At 70.7% G+C, this 14,826-nt stretch carries 22 protein-coding genes and 1 pseudogene; 15 read left to right on the top strand and 8 right to left on the bottom strand.

The genetic code is table 11. The annotated features are described in order from the left end of the window. Nucleotides 1-780 precede the first annotated feature (780 nt). From ACFYXU_RS35725 to ACFYXU_RS35710, 4 genes are all read left to right on the top strand, one after another. Nucleotides 781-984, top strand: a complete 204-nt coding sequence (locus ACFYXU_RS35725; RefSeq protein ID WP_389461754.1) for a hypothetical protein — start codon at nt 781-783, stop codon at nt 982-984. After that, the gene (locus tag ACFYXU_RS35720; protein ID WP_389461752.1) at nt 977-1,231 is read left to right on the top strand and encodes a hypothetical protein; all 255 of its coding nucleotides are present in this window, start codon (nt 977-979) and stop codon (nt 1,229-1,231) included. Before ACFYXU_RS35725 ends, ACFYXU_RS35720 begins: the two co-directional genes overlap by 8 nt. 369 nt (nt 1,232-1,600) lie before the next feature. After that, on the top strand, nt 1,601-2,179 hold the full coding sequence (locus tag ACFYXU_RS35715; protein WP_389461750.1) for a hypothetical protein: 579 nt from the start codon (nt 1,601-1,603) through the stop codon (nt 2,177-2,179). A gap of 91 nt (nt 2,180-2,270) precedes the next feature. Continuing rightward, nucleotides 2,271-2,480, top strand: a complete 210-nt coding sequence (locus ACFYXU_RS35710) for a hypothetical protein (protein WP_389461748.1) — start codon at nt 2,271-2,273, stop codon at nt 2,478-2,480. An 80-nt stretch (nt 2,481-2,560) separates the two neighbouring features. Here the strand turns inward: ACFYXU_RS35710 and ACFYXU_RS35705 are convergent, their stop codons facing one another. Further along, on the bottom strand, nt 2,561-2,848 hold the full coding sequence (locus tag ACFYXU_RS35705; RefSeq protein ID WP_389461746.1) for a DUF6372 family protein: 288 nt from the start codon (nt 2,846-2,848) through the stop codon (nt 2,561-2,563). Between the two features lie 154 nt (nt 2,849-3,002). On the opposite strand from ACFYXU_RS35705, the gene ACFYXU_RS35700 reads away from it, so the two are divergent. Further along, nucleotides 3,003-3,851, top strand: a complete 849-nt coding sequence (locus tag ACFYXU_RS35700; protein WP_389461744.1) for a hypothetical protein — start codon at nt 3,003-3,005, stop codon at nt 3,849-3,851. Nucleotides 3,852-4,177: 326 nt separating this feature from the next. On the opposite strand, the gene ACFYXU_RS35695 is transcribed toward ACFYXU_RS35700, so the two are convergent. Both ACFYXU_RS35695 and ACFYXU_RS35690 read right to left on the bottom strand, forming a co-directional pair. Further along, a complete protein-coding gene (locus tag ACFYXU_RS35695) occupies nt 4,178-4,645 on the bottom strand; it encodes a hypothetical protein (RefSeq protein WP_389461742.1) in 468 nt (155 codons plus the stop codon). A 166-nt stretch (nt 4,646-4,811) separates the two neighbouring features. Then, nucleotides 4,812-5,009 (bottom strand): hypothetical protein, encoded by a 198-nt coding sequence (locus tag ACFYXU_RS35690; protein ID WP_389461740.1) that lies wholly within the window; start codon nt 5,007-5,009, stop codon nt 4,812-4,814. Between the two features lie 195 nt (nt 5,010-5,204). Between ACFYXU_RS35690 and ACFYXU_RS35685 the strand changes: the two genes are divergently transcribed. Both ACFYXU_RS35685 and ACFYXU_RS35680 read left to right on the top strand, forming a co-directional pair. Further along, nucleotides 5,205-5,594 carry a hypothetical protein gene (locus ACFYXU_RS35685; RefSeq protein ID WP_389461738.1) on the top strand — a complete coding sequence of 130 codons (390 nt, stop codon included), beginning with the start codon at nt 5,205-5,207 and terminating at the stop codon, nt 5,592-5,594. Between the two features lie 16 nt (nt 5,595-5,610). Next, nucleotides 5,611-5,985 carry a DUF6233 domain-containing protein gene (locus ACFYXU_RS35680; protein WP_389461736.1) on the top strand — a complete coding sequence of 125 codons (375 nt, stop codon included), beginning with the start codon at nt 5,611-5,613 and terminating at the stop codon, nt 5,983-5,985. On the opposite strand, the gene ACFYXU_RS35675 is transcribed toward ACFYXU_RS35680, so the two are convergent. Together ACFYXU_RS35675 and ACFYXU_RS35670 are read right to left on the bottom strand one after the other, a co-directional pair. Continuing rightward, nucleotides 5,982-6,905 (bottom strand): Ku protein, encoded by a 924-nt coding sequence (locus ACFYXU_RS35675; protein ID WP_389461734.1) that lies wholly within the window; start codon nt 6,903-6,905, stop codon nt 5,982-5,984. The two genes, ACFYXU_RS35680 and ACFYXU_RS35675, sit on opposite strands and share 4 nt — an antisense overlap. Nucleotides 6,906-6,998: 93 nt before the next feature. Further along, on the bottom strand, nt 6,999-7,262 hold the full coding sequence (locus ACFYXU_RS35670; protein WP_389461732.1) for a hypothetical protein: 264 nt from the start codon (nt 7,260-7,262) through the stop codon (nt 6,999-7,001). Nucleotides 7,263-7,498: 236 nt separating this feature from the next. On the opposite strand from ACFYXU_RS35670, the gene ACFYXU_RS35665 reads away from it, so the two are divergent. From ACFYXU_RS35665 to ACFYXU_RS35650, 4 genes are all read left to right on the top strand, one after another. Next, the gene (locus ACFYXU_RS35665; RefSeq protein WP_389461730.1) at nt 7,499-7,819 is read left to right on the top strand and encodes a plasmid stabilization protein; all 321 of its coding nucleotides are present in this window, start codon (nt 7,499-7,501) and stop codon (nt 7,817-7,819) included. A 293-nt stretch (nt 7,820-8,112) separates the two neighbouring features. After that, complete coding sequence (locus tag ACFYXU_RS35660; RefSeq protein ID WP_389461728.1) at nt 8,113-8,577, top strand: SRPBCC family protein; 465 nt, start codon at nt 8,113-8,115, stop codon at nt 8,575-8,577. Nucleotides 8,578-8,679: 102 nt separating this feature from the next. Further along, entirely contained in the window at nt 8,680-9,306 is a 627-nt protein-coding gene (locus ACFYXU_RS35655) for a flavodoxin family protein (protein WP_389461726.1), read from the top strand. Between the two features lie 55 nt (nt 9,307-9,361). After that, nucleotides 9,362-10,261: an SDR family oxidoreductase gene (locus ACFYXU_RS35650; RefSeq protein WP_389461724.1), complete on the top strand. Its 900-nt coding sequence runs from the start codon at nt 9,362-9,364 to the stop codon at nt 10,259-10,261. A gap of 418 nt (nt 10,262-10,679) precedes the next feature. On the opposite strand, the gene ACFYXU_RS35645 is transcribed toward ACFYXU_RS35650, so the two are convergent. The 3 genes from ACFYXU_RS35645 to ACFYXU_RS35635 all read right to left on the bottom strand — a co-directional run bounded on the left by ACFYXU_RS35645 (nt 10,680) and on the right by ACFYXU_RS35635 (nt 12,118). After that, nucleotides 10,680-11,123, bottom strand: coding sequence for a DUF2267 domain-containing protein (locus ACFYXU_RS35645; RefSeq protein WP_389461722.1), 444 nt, complete (start codon nt 11,121-11,123; stop codon nt 10,680-10,682). Nucleotides 11,124-11,182: 59 nt separating this feature from the next. Beyond that, entirely contained in the window at nt 11,183-11,578 is a 396-nt protein-coding gene (locus tag ACFYXU_RS35640; protein WP_389461720.1) for a DUF2267 domain-containing protein, read from the bottom strand. Between the two features lie 102 nt (nt 11,579-11,680). Further along, nucleotides 11,681-12,118, bottom strand: a complete 438-nt coding sequence (locus tag ACFYXU_RS35635) for an Hsp20/alpha crystallin family protein (protein ID WP_389461718.1) — start codon at nt 12,116-12,118, stop codon at nt 11,681-11,683. Between the two features lie 104 nt (nt 12,119-12,222). On the opposite strand from ACFYXU_RS35635, the gene ACFYXU_RS35630 reads away from it, so the two are divergent. From ACFYXU_RS35630 to ACFYXU_RS35615, 4 genes and pseudogenes are all read left to right on the top strand, one after another. Further along, entirely contained in the window at nt 12,223-12,870 is a 648-nt protein-coding gene (locus ACFYXU_RS35630; protein ID WP_389461716.1) for a type III effector protein, read from the top strand. A 586-nt stretch (nt 12,871-13,456) separates the two neighbouring features. Next, entirely contained in the window at nt 13,457-14,122 is a 666-nt protein-coding gene (locus ACFYXU_RS35625; RefSeq protein ID WP_389461714.1) for a HemK2/MTQ2 family protein methyltransferase, read from the top strand. Continuing rightward, the gene (locus tag ACFYXU_RS35620; RefSeq protein ID WP_389461712.1) at nt 14,106-14,360 is read left to right on the top strand and encodes a CDGSH iron-sulfur domain-containing protein; all 255 of its coding nucleotides are present in this window, start codon (nt 14,106-14,108) and stop codon (nt 14,358-14,360) included. The genes ACFYXU_RS35625 and ACFYXU_RS35620 overlap by 17 nt, the downstream gene beginning before the upstream one ends. 131 nt (nt 14,361-14,491) lie before the next feature. Further along, nucleotides 14,492-14,826: pseudogene (locus ACFYXU_RS35615) on the top strand (iron-containing redox enzyme family protein); the annotation flags it as partial.

Here is a 14,826-nt window from a genome sequence, read left to right as displayed (position 1 = left end):
ACGTTCCCCGCCCGGCTGCCCTGCAAGCCACACGTCAAACTGCACCATTCAGGCAGAAATAGGGATGCATGGCCGTGAGGGCGCCGGGTAGGCGGCTGTCGAGCGGACCGGGGCCGCTCACGGGCTCGCGGAACTCCCCTTCCCGCGAGGCCCGACCGGGTGGAGGACCGGCCCGCGCCAGTGGTGTCGTGCGGGCCGGTCCCCCCGAATCAAGCCCCGGGGGACAGGCTGACAAGCGACGTCGAGCATCAGCACACTGAGCGCATGCGATACGAGGAGAAGGCGAAGCTCACCGCCGCGAGAGCCTTGGTCCCGGTAGCCATCTTTCTCGCCTCACCAGTCCTGTTGGTGGCCGGAGCTCCGCTCCGCCGCCGGTACCTCCGCTACGTCTACCGGGATGAGGCCCCACCGATCCTGGACAAGCGGCAGGGGCGAACCAGTGTCCACTGGTTCGTGGTCACCAGCCCTCTTCTCGGATGGCTCTGCTGGCCCACAGAGTCGCTCGTCCGATTCGTCTCGCGCCGAGGCTCAACTGCAAGTTGAGCAAGAAGCCGGTCCCGCGCACGTGCGAAGGGACACGGGACCGGCTGGGGACGCCCGTCCTGTCGGGGTCACGGCGACCGTACGACGCACCTTCGACGGCCCGCTCGTTCTGATCCGCCGTCAGGGACGCGCATACATGGCGTCGAGACCGTCAGCCCGGCCTTGCATGCCCGGACGGGCGTGGGGGAGCGTCGCCTGCGCTAGCCTCATTGACGTATCCGAGCAGAGGGGGCCGTCATGGCGCACCTGACCTTCAGTGAGGCCGAGCAGCGCGAGCTGCGGGACGCGGCCCGTGCGGAGTTCCCCGGAAACCCGGCGCTCGCGTACGTCCTGGGGAATCTGGCGGCCGAGGGCATCGACCTGGACCGGTGCCGTGACTGGGACGACATCCGCGCCGAGAAGGGCCTTCCCGAGCGGGACGAGGCCAGCGACGTTGCCTAAGCACTCCGGCCGTCGGCCCCGCATCGTGTTCATCGAGCCGGCCGACACCCAGGTACGCATGCTCTCCGCCGCCCAGACCGCGGTCCTGGACCACACGCTCAACGTGATCGCGGCCGACCCGGCAGCTGTGAAGCAGCACGCCACCGCCTCGGCCCTGCGCGACTACGAGCACGAAGGCGTCCGCGTGATCTTCTACGCGACCGCGCTCGGCAGCATCCTCATCGTCACCTACGTCGAGGTCGACTGACCGCGCGTCGGTCCGCAGGCATCGTCAACGGATACGTCACCACCACGGGCCGGGGGTAGCCCGTCCCGGTCACCGATCCGCGGATCCAGCGGTGTGCCGTCTCGCGGACGCTACGGTGAGTCCGGGACGAACTGGCGCCGACTGGTCGTTGGCCCCTCATCCCCCTTGCGCCCCCGCCCTGACCTGCGGGGGCGCAGCCACGTCCTGGCCGCGCGAGCAGGTCTCGCCAGGGGGCGCACGCCGCCTGACGCGCTCCTAATGTGCTGCTGGAATATGCCAACTCTGCTGCGGAGGCCCGCTCCGCTGTCTCATCGTGGAGTCGGCGGGCCCGGAGGGGCACCGCCTCCGCAGACGACGAGGGGATGCTCGATGAGCTGGCAGCGCGAGGGATTCGAGACGCACGAGGGCGAGGTCGGGGTACTCCTGGCGGACGGCACCGAGCCCGGCCCGGTCCTCTTCGACCTGGGCAGCAGCGCCTACTTCCACGAGTCGACCGACTGGTGGGTGTACGACGGCACCATGCGCCGACCGACCGCGACGGCGATGCGCGGCCGGTGCGCGTGCGGATGGCGCGGCGAGCGCACCGTTCCCCTCGACTGGGAGGAGGTCGGCACCGCCGGCCACGACGCGTACGACGTCTCCGGGCCGGAGGAGGACTGGGAAGCGCACATGGACGACGTCGCCACGCGCGCGCTCCCCTTGCCGGACGACGTCGCGGGCCTGTTGCAGACCCTGCGCGAGCGCCTGGACGAGCTCGTCGACGAGGAGCCGGTCGTGGTGCTGCGGGCGGCCGAGCAGATGGAGGCGATCGTCGCCGAGTACGGGCCGCTCGCCGCCCGGTACATCAAGGGTGACGCCGTCCCGCTGCCCCGGCTCGCCGAGGCCCTCGGCACGACGGAGAAAGCCGCCGGATCCCGCCTGACGCACTACGCCTACCTGAGCGGCTGAGTGCCGGGCGAACCACCCTGACGGGCGGTCGTTGATCAGGCATGCTCTTCCTTCTCGACGGCGCCGCCTTTCTGACCGTCAGGTGCACCGTGTGCCAGGGCACGAGCCCGGCCGCCGCCCTGGACTGCGGAGCGGCCCGCTCCAGGATGCTGCCCGCCAGCATCTCGCCACCGCCCACCCGGACCACTCTGGCGAGCCCGACGACGCGTTCGTCGTCGAGCCGTGCCGGGCGGTCATCGGCTGGGACGGGACCGAGCCTCCGCACGAGACGTACAACCGCGTCTCACCGCCCACCTGGTGACAGCGCGGTCCGGACTGTGCCCGTGAGCCGCTACCGTGCCCCCGGCCCCGGGTGCCGATTGGTCTCGCCCGGCCGGAGGGCTACCCGAGCAGCGGGTCGCCCTCCGGCTCGCTGAGCGGGGCCAGGGCGATGTAGCAGGCGTCGCACAGCGGCAGAGGCGCGGTGATGTCCGCCGGTCCGAATGACTCCAGCTCGGGGCGCGTGACCACGCGCAGCAGACGGCCCGGCTCAGCCGCCGCCGAACACGTTCCGGAGCCGCCGTGGTAGATGCCGCACACGCACCGGCAGCCTCCCGGGCGGTGCTGTTCCCAGGTGAAAAGCCAGCGCTTCACGAGGAAGATCACCGGAACCTCGCCTTCGTTGCTCATGCGCTGCACGGTAGTAGTCCGCCGTGGCGCCCGAACCTGCTTCCCGGAATCCCACCCAGCAGGGGTTTCCCCGCGTGCTCCGTCAACCGGCGCGGGCCCAACTCACCCTTTGAAACTCACCTCTTAAGAGGTGAGTTCTCGATAGGCTGAGGGCATGACCACAGAGGCCGCAGTCGACATCGCCGTCATCCCCGAGCCCGCGCCCACCCCGCCGCTGGAGCTTCTGCCCGACCTCCCCGCCATCGCGGTCTCCGAGATCGGACTCGCCATCACCACCGCCCTGGTGGAGGCGTGGGGCGCCATCCGCGCCCGGCACAGCGACGTACCCGAGGCCATCATCACGATGGCCACCGGAGGCCGGGAGAGCGCCGTGAAGCTGGCGCACTTCTCCCGCAACCGCTGGAAGGCGGTCAAGGGTGATGCGACCCACCACGAGGTGTTCGTCACCGCCGAGTCGTTGCTGAGGGGCGCCGTGTCGACCATGGAGACCCTGGTTCACGAGGCCGCCCACGGCGTCAACGTGGTGCGAAAGATCGACGACTGCTCGATCAGCCAGTACCACAACAAGGCGTTCAAGGCCGTGGCGTTGGAGCTCGGCATGGTCTACACGAAGACCGTCGACGAGAAGGACAAGAAGAAGTACGGGTTCGCGTTCCCGGTGCTGTCGGAGGAGGCCAAGGAGGCGTACGCCGACCAGATCACGGCTCTGGACAAGGCCATCCATGCCACCCGAGTCCCCGCCTACGCCCCGCTCGGCGCCGGAGGCCGAGGTAAGGGGAGGACCGCCACCGGCACGACCGGACTCGACGACGCCGACGAGGGCGAAGACCAGGGCGAGGAGAAGCCTCCGCGCCCCGAGAAGGAAGACCGCAATTACGTGAAGGCCACCTGCCAGTGCCCCCAGCCGGCGGTCATCCGGGTCTCTCCCACGGCCCTGGCCAAGAGGAAGATCATGTGCGGCGACTGCATGCAGAAGTTCACCGTGCCGGAGTCCGCTGAGTAGAGGCGGTCTGTCTGGCCAGATAACGACAATGCGCTTCTACAGCGATGGCAAAGGCGGTGCCCGGTGGAGCTGTGGCTTCTTCGTCCCATGGGTTCCGGAGCAGGACTCCGGGGTGACAGGCCCCCGGGCAGGGCCAAGGCCAGGGTACAGGGTGAGCGCGCACCTTCAGGGGTAGGTTCGCCGGGTTGCTCGTGTGCTGGTTGGAAATGCTTCCCGGACCAGTGGGGAGGCGGGGTGGGGCAGCCGGTCCGGGTTCGAGCGAGCCCGCATCCGCAGTGAGAAGGGGGTCCGCTGGGGAGGGCGTCCCGCGATGGCGGCCTGAACGACTACACCTGCTCCTGATACACCCTGATCTCGGTCGGCTTGAGTCTGTGGATCGTTGCCCAGGCTGCCCGCTCGGTCAGTCCTTGAGCCCACTCTTCGAGATCGTCTCCGGCATCGTGGAAGAACCACGAGTCGAAGCTTCCGAGGTCCTCCAGGGCGGGTTCGAGTCCGTACCTGAGCTCACAGTGGACCTGCACGTGATGGTCGTGATCACCGTTGCTGTCGGAGATCTCGAACTGTCGGGTGAGGTCCAGCGTGAATGCCGGAGGGCCGTCGAACGAGTGGGTCCCGTACTGGAACAGAAGACCGTCAGCGTCGGGTGTGTCCGGGACATCGAACAGCCGTCGGCCGAATCGGAGGAAGGCAAGCCAGAGGTCTTCGGTGACCAGATCGTCAAGCGCGCGCGGCCCTGGCCCCAGTTCGCCCTCAAGCAGTCCCACAGCCTCGTCCACCGACAGGCTCCGCGTCATGCCCGACCTCCTCGTCCACCGCAACCGGGCCCAGAGTACTGACCGCGGTGAACCTTCCCGGTCACAGCATCCGACGCGAGGTGGAGTCCTGGATCTCGTCCGGGCAGGCGGTGGTTCGCGAGCGGGGGCTCGTCCCGGGAGTGGGGCGGGCCCCCGCTCGCTGCTGCTATTCGGCGGGGGTGGGGTGGTCCTGGTCGAGGGGGGTCATGCGGCGGCGGGAGACCCAGTAGGTGCGTTCGCGCGGTGGCAGGAGGTCGTACTGGAGGCTCCGTCGGCCGGAGCGTCCGTCGATGTGGTCGGGGACGACGATCCACACGCTGCCTCGGTCTGGATCCGGCATGACGGGGTGGCCGGTCAGGAGCATGTTCCAGGTGTCGATGATTCCGTTGTCGCGGTCGTCGTGGACGGTGATGGTGCCGGTGACGTTGTGGGGGAGTGGCCGGCCGTTCTCGTGGGCGTCGTGGTTCTCGGTGAGCTCGTGGGTGCTGAAGGCCTTCTGTTGCCGCAGGTGGGCGCGTGAGACTGGCTTCAGTAAATCGAACAGACGTACGCTTCAGGTGTGAGTCAGAACGACACCCCCTCCTTCGCCTTCCCCGCAGACCTCACCCGTCTCCAGGCCGCCCTTCACCAGGCGCGCGCCGAGCATGAGGCGCTGGTGCGGACCCTGCCGTGGTCGGTCGAGCCGATGCCCGGCTGGGCCCCCGAGACCAACGGCAACACCGGCGAGGTCACCAAGCCGGGCCGTGAGGCGTCCCCCGGATACACCCCCGAGCAGCTCGCCGAGGACACCCGTCTGCGCGCGCTCGTGCGGGACCTCTCCGAACAGGTCTCCACGCACCCCTTCTGGGGCACGCTCGAGCGCGGCCCGCAGCTGGTCGACGCCCGCACCGCGCTGAAGTCCCACCCCGACGTCCTCGCCGACGTCGCCGGCCAGCCCGCAGCGGCCTGAGCCAGAGGGGCCCGCCATGGAGATGCCGATAGCCGACCGACTGGTCAAGCAGGAGACCCTGCGCGCCTGGCTCCAGTGGCAGCTGGACCAGACCGAGCGGACGATCCGCGACCTGCGGGCCCAGCAGGAGGAAGAGCAGCGCCGCCAGGAGGTCGCGCGCCGGGAACTGTCGTGGAAAGTGCTCCCCTCCCGCGCGGCGGAGGGGCACCCGACGCTGCACCGGGGGAACTGCCCGGACGCCAAGCGCATGCCGAGCCTGCTCACGAAGGAGGAGGTCGTGATCGCCTTCGAGGAGTTCCCGGAGATGGAGATGCACCAGACGTGCGCCCCGTGGGGCAGCCTCGGCATCGACAAGCCCCCGGTCCGCCCCGCCAGGGGCGGCGGGGTCTAGGACGCGCGGCGGCTGGTCTTCTTCGCCGCCGTCTTCTTCGCGGCAGTCTTCTTGGCCGGGGTCTTCTTCGCGGCGGTCTTCTTCTTCGGCTTGGGCATCTCGTGCACGGTGGCCGGCCCGCTCTCGCCGCGGGCTTCCTTCGCCTTGGCCACGGACGCCTCCAGCGCGGCCATGAGGTCGACGACCGGCGCCGTGGGAGCCTCCTCGTCCGCGGGGGCGGCGGGCTCACGGTGCTCCGCCTTCGCCTCGATCACCTCGTGCAGGGCCTCGGTGTAGTGGTCGGTGAGGGCCTCGCCCAGGTCGGCCAGGTGCTCGACGGCCATGGAGTCCATGAGCGCGAGCGCGTGCTCGATCTCGTCCTCGCTCACGCTCGTCTCGGGCGGGGCGAGCTCGGCGGGGGAGCGGATCTCGTCGCCCCAGTGCAGCCCCTGGATGCTCAGCGCCTCCCCGACCGGCCGCAGCAGCCCCAGCCGCTCCCGCCCGCGCAGCGCGTACTTCACGACCGCGACCTTGTCGGTCCTGCTCAGGGCCTGACGCAGGAGGGTGTACGGCTTGTTCGCGACCTCGCCCTTCGGCCGGGCGTAGTAGTCGCCGGCGCCGAAGCTGACGGGGTCGACGCTGCCGGCGTCGATGAACGCCACGACCTCGACGGCCCGCGCGGTGGGCAGCGGCATCCCGGACAGGTCGTCCTCCGTGATCGGGATCAGCTCGTCCTTCGTGACCTCGTACGCCTTGCCGATCTCGTCCTCGGTGAGCACCTGGCCGTCGATCTCGCACCGCTTCTGGTAGCGGACGCGCCCGCCGTCCTCCACGTGCACCTGCCGGAAGTGGACGTCGTGGGACTCCGTGGCGGGCTCGAGAGTGATCGGCACGGTCACGAGACCGAAGCTGATGGCGCCGTTCCACATGGGTCGGGGCATCGGGCGGTGCTCCTCCGGGACGCCCCCCTGGGGTCCGCCATCAGGCTATGCAGACCTGCGTGGTGATCGCACGCCCCGCAGGACCGGACGCGGTCACGCTCCGGCGATCCGTACGCGGAGCTCGTACCGGGCGCCGCTGCTGATGGCCTGGGCCTGCTCGATCAGGTCGGCGCCGGTGAACCCGAGCAGCGCGGCGTCGGCGGCCGCGCGCAGCAGCGGCAGGATCTCGGCGACCGGCCGGCCTCGGTGCGAGACGGCGAGTGCGGCGAAGGCCTGCTGGTACGGAGTGCCGTACGCGCTGGCGGGGTCGTGCAGCAGGTGGTCCAGGTGCTGCTCGCTGACGGTGATCTCGCCCATGACCCGCTCCCGTACATCCAGTGAGCCGGACAGGATCCCGGCCCTCGTGCTCACGACCGTACGAGCCGGGACTGACAGCGAGCCCCGCCTGCCCGGTGCTGGTCGCAGGGAACGGGCGCCCCGGTGACCGGGCTCCCGTAGGACGCGGGACGCTTCATCCGCGCCGTGTGGGATGCGGCCGGGGCCGGTTACTCGCACGATGGCGTTGTCCTTTCCGGCGATGAAAAGGGGTCATCATGCCTCGTGGATCCAGCCCGAAGCGGGAACGGCAGTACGAGCACATCAAGGAGTCCGGAGAAAAGCGAGGGATGTCTGAGGGCCGTGCCAAGGAGATGGCTTCCCGCACGGTCAACAAGGAGCGGGCCCGTTCGGGGGAGAGCAAGACGGCCAGCCGCAGCTCCACTCAGGGCAAGTCCGCCTCGCAGCGTGGCGGCCAGAGGTCGGGCGGCTCGTCCGAGCGGACGAAGGACGAGCTGTACCAAGAGGCGAAGAAGCGCAACATCGACGGCCGCTCCACGATGACCAAGCAGCAGCTGAAGAACGCCCTCGGCCACTGACCCTCCCGCCCCAAAGCCCCCGCGAGCTGCCACGGGGGCCACTTGATCAAAACCGGCACGGCCCGCGTCACCCCGGTAGCCCCGCTCACCCGCCCCGACGGCGACCGTCTCCCGCCCCGCGCGCCACCCGTCGACGACCAGCTCTGACGGCACGACACGGACATCGTCATGAGCGTTCCCGTGCCGGCCCCGCGAGCGCCGTGGGCCCGCGAGACCTGCGGCACGCCTGCACACGCCCGTTCACACACCGCCCCAGGGGCATCCAGCCGCTGGACGACTCTCAGGAGAACCTCATGGCCGTCCGTCACCAGATCATCCGGCGCGCCCCCGCAGCAGTGTGGGCCGTCCTGGCGGACCCGGCACGGTACGGCGACTGGGTCGTGGGCCCCTCGCGCTCTGAACCGCTGGACGACCACTGGCCCGAGGTCGGCGCCCGCATCCGGTACACCGTTCGGCTGGGCCCCTGGTCCGGCGACGGGACCACGACCGTCCGCCACCAGGAGCCCGGCCGGGAGCTCGAACTGGAGGCATCCTTCGGACTGCTCGGCACCGCGAGGATCTTCCTCGAGCTGCGCCCGTGGGGTGAGGAGACGCTCGTGATCTGCGACGAGCATCCGCTGCGCGGACCCAGCGGCGTCCTGCACAACCCGGTGAGCGAGGCAGCACTCCAGCTCAGGCACCGCGGCATGCTGGCCCGCCTGGCCAAGGCCGTCGAACAGAACCCGGGACGGATGCGCACCGGAGCTCACCCTGCCTGACGCGGCGAGGATCGGAGGCCGACGGAACTGCGCCCGCGTCCGATCGGCCGGTATGGGCGCCAGGTCCGGTATGCCGCTCGGTGTCCCGGGTAGCCGGATCACATGGCCACCACAGAAACCACCCCGCTGCGTGCTGTCGCTCTCGTCTGCACTCTGTCCCCGTCGCCGAAGCCGTCCAGCTCCCAGCTACTGGCAGAGCAGACCATGGAGGCGCTCGCCGAGCATGGTGTCACCGGCAAGGTGATCAGGATCGCCGACTACGACGTGAAGCCCGGTGTGAAGACGGACATGGGCGACGGCGACGCCTGGCCGGAGATCCGGGCCACGGTCCTGGGCTGCGACATCCTGATCCTGTCCACCCCCATCTGGCTCGGCCATCCCGCGAGCGTCACCCAGCTCGTCCTGGAGCGCCTCAACGCCGAACTCGGCGAGAGCGACGACGAGGGCCGCCTGCTCACCTACGGCAAGGTCGCGGGCGTGTGCGTGGTCGGCAACGAGGACGGCGCGCACCACGTCAGCGCCGAGCTCTTCCAGGGCCTGAACGACGTCGGCTTCACCCTCGCCCCGAACGCCGTCACGTACTGGGTCGGCGAGGCCATGCAGGGCACCGACTACCAGGACCTCGACAAGACCCCCGAGAAGACCGCGGCCACGACGAAGACCCTCGCCGCGAACACCGCGCACCTCGCCCGCCGCCTCAAGACGGCCCCCTATCCCGCGTCCTCCTGACGCGCCCCACCTGCCTCCTGGTGGCCGCCAGAAGGCCGAACACAAGGACGATCCCGTGACCTCTCCTTCGGACTCTGACGCCGCACTGTCCGATCCGCTGCGCCTTCACCCGCGGCCCCCGTTTCCCGAGCAGGATCAGGACCATCCCGGCTCGACCGAGGCGATGGACCCGCGGCCGGACCACGGTGAAACCAGCTACCGAGGTCACGGGCAGCTGACCGGCCGTAAGGCGCTGGTCACCGGCGGGGACTCGGGGATCGGCCGTGCCGTCTGCCTCGCCTTCGCACGGGAAGGCGCCGACGTGGTCTTCACCCACCTCCCGGAAGAGGCGACGGAGGCCGAAGAGACCGCCCGACTCATCCGTGACGCGGGCCGCACGGCGGTTCCGGTCGCCTGCGACATTCGGGACGAGCAGCAGTGCCTCGCCCTCATCGAGCAGACCGTGACCGACCTCGGCGGCCTCGATCTCCTGGTCAACAATGCCGCCTACCAGATGTCCCAGCCCGACGGGATCGAGGCGATCACCACGGAGCAGTTCGACCGGGTGATGAAGACGAACCTGTACGGGATGTTCTGGCTCACCAAGGCCGCGCTGACCCACATGCCGGCCGGGAGCTCGGTGATCAACACCGCGTCCGTCCAGGGATACCAGCCCAGTCCCCACCTCCTCGACTACGCGATGACCAAGTCGGCGATCATCTCCTTCACCCACGGGCTGGCGCAGATGGTCGCCGACCGTGGAATCCGCGTGAACGCCGTGGCCCCTGGCCCGGTCTGGACTCCGCTGATCCCGGCGACGATGCCCGATCCGACGAGATTCGGCGAGCAGTCGCCGCTGGGCCGCCCCGCCCAGCCGGCCGAGATGGCACCGGCCTTCGTCTTCCTCGCCGCTGAGCAGGCCTCCTACATCACAGGGGAGATCCTCAACGCGACCGGAGGAACACCCCTGCCCTGACCCGGCACGCGCGCCACCCGCGACGGCAAGCACACCACCGAGACCATCGGCTGGCTCGCCGCAACCGTCTGACCCGAACTCCCGTCGACCGGCTCGCCCCGGCCGACGGGACCACAGACTGGCCAAGGACGCAGCGAGTGAGCAGGCACCCGGTGCTCGGCCGCCAGCCCTGGTGCTGTGGCTGATCGGGTTCATCGCCCGTCCGAAGAACGGCTCCGGCCGTTGGTATCACCGGCACGCCTGCGCACATCAGCGGAGCGGTCGTGAGGCGAGGGCCAGTTCGGGCGTCAGCCCGGCTCCTCTGCGGCTGTGCGGACATGCGAAGGTCCCCCGATCGCGGGGATCGGGGGGCCTTCGCCGTGCGATCCGCCCGTGGGGCGGGGCCGGCGGTGTTCGCTCGCGGCGCCTGGTGGGGGTGCTACGCGGTCGGGCTGAGTTCGGCCTGGCCGAACAGCAGGGCCCAGCCGGAGGGCAGCTGGTGAAGGATGCGGGTGATCAGGTGGGGGCCGGCGTGGGCGGCGACGGCGGTGAAGACCGATCCGGTGTCCCAGCGGGTGGTGGCCAGGGAGGCGCCGGAGCGGGCGGCGAGGTCCTTGACGAAGGCCCAGCCCCCCACCGGCTCGGGGTCGGGAATCTGTGAGGTCAGGACGCGTGCGGCCTCCAGGGGCAGGCAGGCCGCCATGTCGACGCGCTCGTCGCCGGTCAGCTGGCGTCCCAGCCCTGCCAGGACCAGGCGGACGGCTTCGTCCGCCCGCTCGCGGGTGGGGTAGGCGCCCTCGTAGCGGACTCGCTCCAGCATCTGCTGATACGCGGTGGAGTGCGGCTGCTGGCGCTCGAGCGGTACGCGCACGTCGGTGATCACTGGGGTGCATGCCTTTCGTCAAGCCGGGACGGGGTGGTGCCGGTGCGCGGCACCGGTGGTCAGGTGGGCTGGGGGCGGCCGAAGAGAAGGTCGTAACCGGCGGGGAGCTGGAGCAGGATCTGTCCCAGGAGGTCCTCGTCCACGGTGTCCGCGACCGTGGACAGTACGGCGCTGACGTCCCAGGTCGCGGTCTGCTCGGTGGCGCCCTCGATCCAGGCCGCCGTCGCCCTCACGAACCGCTCCGGCGGCAGCGGTTCGGCGCTCTGGAGCGGGTTGAGCAGGATGAGCGCATACGTCTCCGGCAGGCGCGCTGCGAGCTGGGCACGGGCCTCGCCGACCAGGTGCGCTCCGAGCAGCGCCAGGACCACGCGGGCCGCGCGCTCGGCTTCCTGCGCGGTGCCGTACTCGCCGCGTTCCCTGACGTGGTCGAGGAATGCCTCGCGTCGCAGAGTCATCTCGATCGCCACCCCTTTCGGTTCCTCGGATTGCCCGTGGGGGTGCGGAGGCGGGTGAGGGGGAGATCAGGTACCGTCCTCCGCACCGGTGTCCGGCCGGTATCAGCCGGAGATCTCCTTGCGGCCGACGCCGGCGCCGGCGACGACGGAGATCTTGCGGGGCTTGGCGCGCTCGGCGATCGGGATGCGCAGCGTGAGCACGCCCGCGTCGTAGTCGGCCCTGATGCGCTCGGTGTCGAGGGTGTCGGCGAGCACGATCTGGCGGGAGAAGACGCCCAGCGGCCGCTCGGACAGTTCCATCTGCACGTCGTCGGCCCTCGCCGCCGGCCGGCGCTCGGCCTTGACTTTCAGCATGTTCCGCTCGACGTCGATGTCGATCGCCTCCGCGGTGACACCGGGGAGGTCGAAGGCCACCACGTACTCGTCGCCCTCACGGTAGGCGTCCATCGGCATCGCCGACGGCCTCGACCAGGTGCCCGGGCCCGTCAGCTGCTGGGCCAGCCGGTCCAGCTCGCGGAAGGGGTCAGTGCGCATCAACATCGTGAAACACCTCCAGAAGGTTCAGGCAGTAACTGCCAATGCGCTTCGCGGACACCGTTGTAGCATGTCATCCAATGGATGACAAACATGGTGTCGTCAATTGGATGACAACGAGGGAGGTGTCCGTGACCGCAGCCGAGAAGCCGTCCGTGACCAGCACCGACGCCCACAGCCCGGCGTCTTTCCTCGCCGCTGCGACGGCCCTGAACGCCGTAAGTGACGCCCTTCGCACCGCCCAGGGCCAGACGCCGGACACTGGCGCCGGGCCGGGCCCGGAGGCAGCCCTGGCATCACTGATGCTGCTGCGGCAGGTGCGTGAACAGCTCGCCGGGTGGGAGACCGGCCTGATCGAAACCGCCCGCGACGCGGGCGCCAGCTGGGCCGACCTCGCCCCGCCCCTCGGCGTCGCCAGCCGCCAGGCCGCCGAACGCCGCTACCTGCGCGGCCGCCCCGGCCCGGCCGGGACCACCGGCGAACAGCGCGTGACAGCCACCCGCCAGGCCCGCGCCGCCGACCGCACCACCGCCGCCCGGGCCCGCGACAACGCAGCCGACCTCCGGCGTCTCGCCGGACAGATCACCGCACTCACCGACCTGCCCACCACAGCCCGACGCCCGCTCACCGAACTCCACGAGGCACTCGCCCACGACGATCCCGCCGACCTCATCGCCCCCCTGACCGCCACCCGCCCCCACCTGCTCGCCGCCCACCCCGATCTTGCCGCCCGACTCGACGCCCTCATGGCCCCGTAGCGACACCCGCGACATCGCACTGCCCTGACCGGCGGGAGAACCCGGTCCGCCATCGCCGCGAAGGACACGAACAGCAGCCATCCGCACCCGGTGGGTTCATGGATCCCGGCCAAGGGCGCGGCGAACATCTTCAGGATCAAGCCGAGGGCGGCGAGCGCGGCCGGCTCGGCGGCCCCCTCGCCTGAGCTGCCTCCGCGTAGAGCGTCCCGAACGTGAGGGGGGACTTGCCCGAACCGGAGACGCCGGTGAAGGTGACCAGCGCATCCTGCGGAACATCGATGCTCCGCAGCCGTGGGCCCCTCATACCGACCTGGACCCCCGTCCGGCGGGCTCCGGATGGGACGGCACCGGGTGCCCACCAGGGCGAGGCCGTCGGGGCGGGAAGCCCGCCGGAACAGAGAGCCTGTCGGTACGAGGAGCTCACCGGTGCTCCGCCGCCCCGCCGACGCGGACGAAGCGTCGAAGATCGCCGAAAGCCGAATGCCGTGCCGCGCCGGGGGCAGGTGCAGCACGTGGCGAACCGCGAGGACCGCCGCGTACGCGCCGCTTCGCCCGGAGGTGCTCGATGTCCCGTACGGCCCCGCCCATGACGAGCCTGCCCGGCGGTCTGGTCGCTCTGCCCAGCGTGTACCGGCCGCAGGCCGACACCCACCTCCTGGCCGAGGCGCTGGCCCGGGAGGAGCTGGCCCCGGATGCCCGCGTGCTGGAGATCGGGACCGGAACCGGCGCGCTGGCGCTGAACGCCGCGCGCCGGGGCGCGGACGTCACGGCCGTCGACGTCTCCTGGAGCGCGGTCGTCACGGCACGGCTGAACGCCCTGCTCCAGCGGCTTCCGCTGAGCGTCCTGCACGGCGACTTCGTGGCGCGCACGGCGGGTCGCCGCTACGACCTGATCGTCACCAACCCGCCCTATGTCCCCGCTCCGGCGGCCCACCTGCCGTCACGGGGACCCGAGCGGGCCTGGGACGCGGGCCCCGACGGGCGCATGGTCATCGACCGCATCTGCGCGCACGCCTCGGCCCTGCTGGGGCCCGGCGGGGTGCTCCTCATGGTCCACTCGGCCATGAGCAGCGCGGAACGGACCCTGGACCGGCTTACCCGAGCCGGGCTCTCCGCGACGGTCACGGCCAGGGCCACGATCCCCTGGGGGCCCGTCCTCCTCTCGCGACGCTCCTGGCTCCAGAGCCAAGGGCTGGCGCACGCGGCCGAGACGAGGGAGGAACTGGTGGTCATCCGTGCGCGGAACACCTGACCCCGGCGCCCGCCCGCCCCACGAGGCCCCGGCGCGCCGCGTGTGCGTCGACCCGCAGGGGCCCGTCCTGGTCGAAGGGCCGGTCGAGATCGTCCTGGAGGATGGGACCACCGCCCGCTCCGACCGCTTCATGACCGCCGTGTGCACGTGTCGCCGCAGTCGCACGTACCCCTGGTGCGACACCAGCCACCGCCATCGCGAGCGAACCGCCCCCGCCCCGCACGAAGGGACCCCTTGATGCCTCCTCGTAGTCCGAGGCCCTCTCCGTCCGTCGCCGCATCCCTCCTCCCGGAGGGCAGGGGCCCGCTGTCCGACGCCGTCGCCCAGGCCCTGCGGTCGGGCGACGCACCGCTCTACGACCGTGAGGCCGTGAGGGAAGTCGACCCGTGGGGAGAGGATCTCCAGCTCGCCCTCTACCTGCTGTATGAGCTGCACTACCAGGGGTTCTCCGACGTGGACGACGCCCGGGAGTGGGACCCCGACCTCCTACGGCTGCGCCAGTCGATGGAGGCACGGTTCCTCGACGCCCTGCACGGGGAGCTCTCCGAGGCGCCCCGGACCGTCGAGGACGTCTTCGCCCCGCTGCTCGTCGAGCCCGTGGACCTGTCTGGCAGCCTCAGCCGGTACCTGGAGACCGAAGGGGAGCTGTGGCAGCTGCGTGAGTACGCGGCTCTGCGATCGCTGTACCACCTGAAGGAGGCCGA

The organism is Streptomyces sp. NPDC002232 (assembly GCF_042890295.1).
Classification (GTDB): Bacteria; Actinomycetota; Actinomycetes; order Streptomycetales; family Streptomycetaceae; genus Streptomyces.
Note: the sequence above shows the minus strand (reverse complement) of the source record. Positions and strands in the feature narration are given on the sequence as shown.